General features: G+C 49.1%; 3 protein-coding genes. 2 read left to right on the forward strand and 1 reads right to left on the reverse strand.

Annotated features, from left to right (window positions below):
* Together ACIQ0Q_RS09490 and ettA are read left to right on the forward strand one after the other, a co-directional pair.
* The coding region (locus ACIQ0Q_RS09490) for a single-stranded DNA-binding protein (RefSeq protein WP_395772692.1) at window positions 1-395 on the forward strand (395 nt) is incomplete at its 5' end.
* A gap of 179 nt (window positions 396-574) precedes the next feature.
* Window positions 575-2,257, forward strand: a complete 1,683-nt coding sequence (gene ettA / locus ACIQ0Q_RS09495) for an energy-dependent translational throttle protein EttA (protein WP_395772693.1) — start codon at window positions 575-577, stop codon at window positions 2,255-2,257.
* Here ettA and ACIQ0Q_RS09500 read toward each other — a convergent pair.
* Entirely contained in the window at window positions 2,229-3,152 is a 924-nt protein-coding gene (locus ACIQ0Q_RS09500) for an acyl-CoA thioesterase (RefSeq protein WP_395772694.1), read from the reverse strand. The genes ettA and ACIQ0Q_RS09500 overlap by 29 nt on opposite strands.
* Window positions 3,153-3,235: the final 83 nt, after the last annotated feature.

A 3,235-nucleotide genomic window follows, 5' to 3' on the forward strand; every position in this document is an offset into this window, starting at 1 on the left:
GGCACCTAGTCACTCAAGAGGGTTTGCCAATCACCTCATTTCGATTAGCTTCCTCTAAGCGTCGCTTCGATAGAACAAAGAAGATCTGGGTCGATGGGGAAACCAACTGGTTCACCATCAACTCATTCAGGCAGCTAGCAATAAACAGCGCATCCTCTATCTCCAAGGGAGATCGCATTGTGGTTTCCGGACGGCTAAAGGTCCGCGATTGGGATAACGGAGAGCGTAGCGGCACATCTGTTGAGATCGAAGCCGATTGCCTAGGCCACGATCTAGTTTGGGGGACTACACAGTTTTCTCGAACTGTCTTAGTCCGCGAAGACCCGGAGGATGACGAGCCTGAGGAAAACGAGCTGGATTCTGAAAGCGCACTTGTTGGAGCAAAAAGTCGATAACTAAGACTCGGCTGGGCATCTTCCCCCTAAGCGCCTAGTCGTAAGAGACCCTCTCTGCTCAATGTGTATATGAGACGAGGCCTTCTAAGAAGGACCAATCATTGTCGGATAAACTTATCTACAGCACGCTTGAGCAGAGAGGGTGTCATTTTTTTGACACCGACGAATGAGGAAAACTAATGGCCGAGTTTATTTACCAGATGATAAAAGCCCGCAAGGCACATGGCGACAAGCTCATCCTCGATGACGTGACACTGGCGTTTCTTCCGGGAGCCAAAATTGGCGTGGTTGGCCCAAACGGTTCTGGTAAATCCTCAGTGCTGAAGATTATGGCTGGACTCGATACACCCTCCAACGGCGAGGCCCGATTGAGCGAAGGTTTTACTGTTGGCATCTTGATGCAGGAGCCCAAGCTAAATGAGGAAAAAACAGTTCTTGGAAACGTTGAAGAGGCAGTCCATCAAACCAAGGCCAAGCTTGATCGATTCAATGAAATCTCCGCGGAGCTTGCCAACCCGGATGCTGACTACGACACTCTTTTAGAGGAGATGGGTGTTCTTCAGGAACAAATTGACCATCTAGATGCGTGGGATTTAGATTCACAACTCGAACAAGCAATGGATGCACTGCGCTGTCCTCCAGGTGATACTCCGGTAGCAAATCTTTCTGGAGGAGAAAAGCGTCGAGTGGCACTTTGTAAATTACTTCTTGAAAAACCTGACCTATTACTTCTCGATGAGCCAACTAACCACTTGGACGCAGAGAGTGTGCTTTGGCTTGAGCAGCACTTGGCTAAGTATCCAGGTGCGGTGCTAGCTGTAACGCACGATAGGTACTTCCTAGACAACGTTGCGCAGTGGATCCTCGAGCTCGATCGAGGCAGGGCCTACCCATACGAGGGTAACTACTCGACCTACCTTGAGAAAAAACAGGAACGTTTAGAAGTCGCTGGCAAAAAAGATGCGAAGTTGGCCAAGCGCCTCTCCGATGAACTCGAATGGGTCAGATCTTCCTCAAAGGCAAGACAGACCAAATCCAAGGCTCGTCTTGCAAGGTATGAGGAAATGGCATCGGAAGCCGACAAGACTAGAAAACTAGATTTTGAAGAGATTCAAATTCCACCTGGCCCAAGGCTTGGAAACATTGTCTTGGAAGCCAAGTCACTGGTCAAAAAATTTGGCGACCGGACACTCATTTCCGATCTTTCCTTCACGCTTCCTAGAAATGGAATTGTCGGAGTTATCGGACCCAACGGTGTTGGTAAGTCAACGTTGTTCAAGATGATCATGGGCGAAGAAAAACTCGACGGTGGCGAACTCAAAATTGGCGAGACCGTGAAGATCTCATACGTTGATCAGTCTCGTTCCGGTATTGATCCTGACAAGAGCCTCTGGGAAGTAGTTTCTGGAGGACTTGATTACATCCAGGTTGGTCAAGTAGAAATGCCATCTCGAGCGTATGTTGCAGCATTTGGTTTCAAGGGACCAGATCAGCAAAAACCTGCTGGAGTGCTTTCCGGTGGTGAGAGAAACCGTTTGAACCTTGCGCTGACATTGAAGCAGGGTGGAAACCTTCTTCTTCTTGATGAGCCAACTAACGACCTAGATGTTGAAACACTAGGTTCTTTAGAGAATGCTCTTCTGGAATTTCCGGGCTGCGCTGTGGTGATTACACACGATCGTTGGTTCTTGGACCGAGTTGCAACTCACATCTTGGCCTACGAGGGCACCGATGCTGATCCAGATAATTGGTACTGGTTCGAAGGAAACTTCGATTCTTATGAAGCAAACAAGATTGAGCGCCTAGGCCCTGAGGCTGCCAAGCCTCATCGTTCTACCTACCGAAGACTGACAAGAGACTAGAAATCGGTCCATCAGGAACTCGGACCATACCTTCCTGAGCAACCGTTGCCAGTAGGACTCCGTCCCTGCTGAAAATCTTGCCAATTGCTAAGCCGCGGCTGTTTTGAGCTGCTGGGGATTCTTGAACGTAGAGCATCCAGTCATCCACTTTTGCTGGAGCATGAAACCACATCGCGTGATCTAGGCTCGCGGTTTTTAGTCCTGGTTTAGCCCAAGAGATTTTGTGCCGGCGGTAAATGCTTTCTAGAAGTGTGAAATCTGATGCGTAGGCAAGTGCTGCTTGGTGCAGGGTCTGTGACGCTGGCAAGGTTCCAATGGCTTTCAGCCAAACTGCTTGATGGGCAACTGCTTCACCCTTTACTTCGAAGTAGATAGGCGATTGAACATGTCGTAAATCGAACGGTCTAGCTTTAGCCCAGTACTGTGCAACTGGATGTGGAATTGCTCCAAGAACTTCTGCAGCCGAGGGAAGATCTTCTGGCTGAGTCATTCCCTCAGGCATTTGTTCGTGATGCGTCAGTCCTGGGTTCTCAGACTGAAAAGAGGCAATCATGGAAAAGATTGGCTCACCTTTTTGGTAAGCCTGAACTCTTCTTGTCGAAAACGATCTTCCGTCCCTTAGCCGATCCACTGAAAAGGTAATTGGAAGATCGATATCTCCTGGTCGCAAGAAGTATCCGTGCAGTGAGTGAAGCACTCGCTCGGGGTCGACGGTTCTGGTTGCAGCCACGTGGCATTGCGCCAGCACTTGACCGCCGAAGACTCGTCCGTGGGGCATCCATTGTGATGGACCAATAAAGATATCCTCTTTAGTTCTTGCTCCGCCGGCATCTTTGATATCTAGAGCGAAAATCAAATCGGCTAGTGGATCTTCGGGTGGCTGCACCTTGCTCACTGAAATCGGTGTCCTAACTTGAGGGGATAGCTTTCAGGGGTAAGTTTAGTTCTCTAATGAAAAACACCTTCCAGCTTCTTGAT

Origin of the sequence: Arenimonas sp. (genome assembly GCF_044348765.1) — a bacterium.
Taxonomy (GTDB): domain Bacteria; phylum Pseudomonadota; class Gammaproteobacteria; order Xanthomonadales; family Xanthomonadaceae; genus Arenimonas.

Bases quoted from the DNA above. Each gene is read 5' to 3' on its own strand.
- ettA (WP_395772693.1), top strand. From the start codon at position 575: ATGGCCGAGTTTATTTACCAGATGATAAAAGCCCGCAAGGCACATGGC.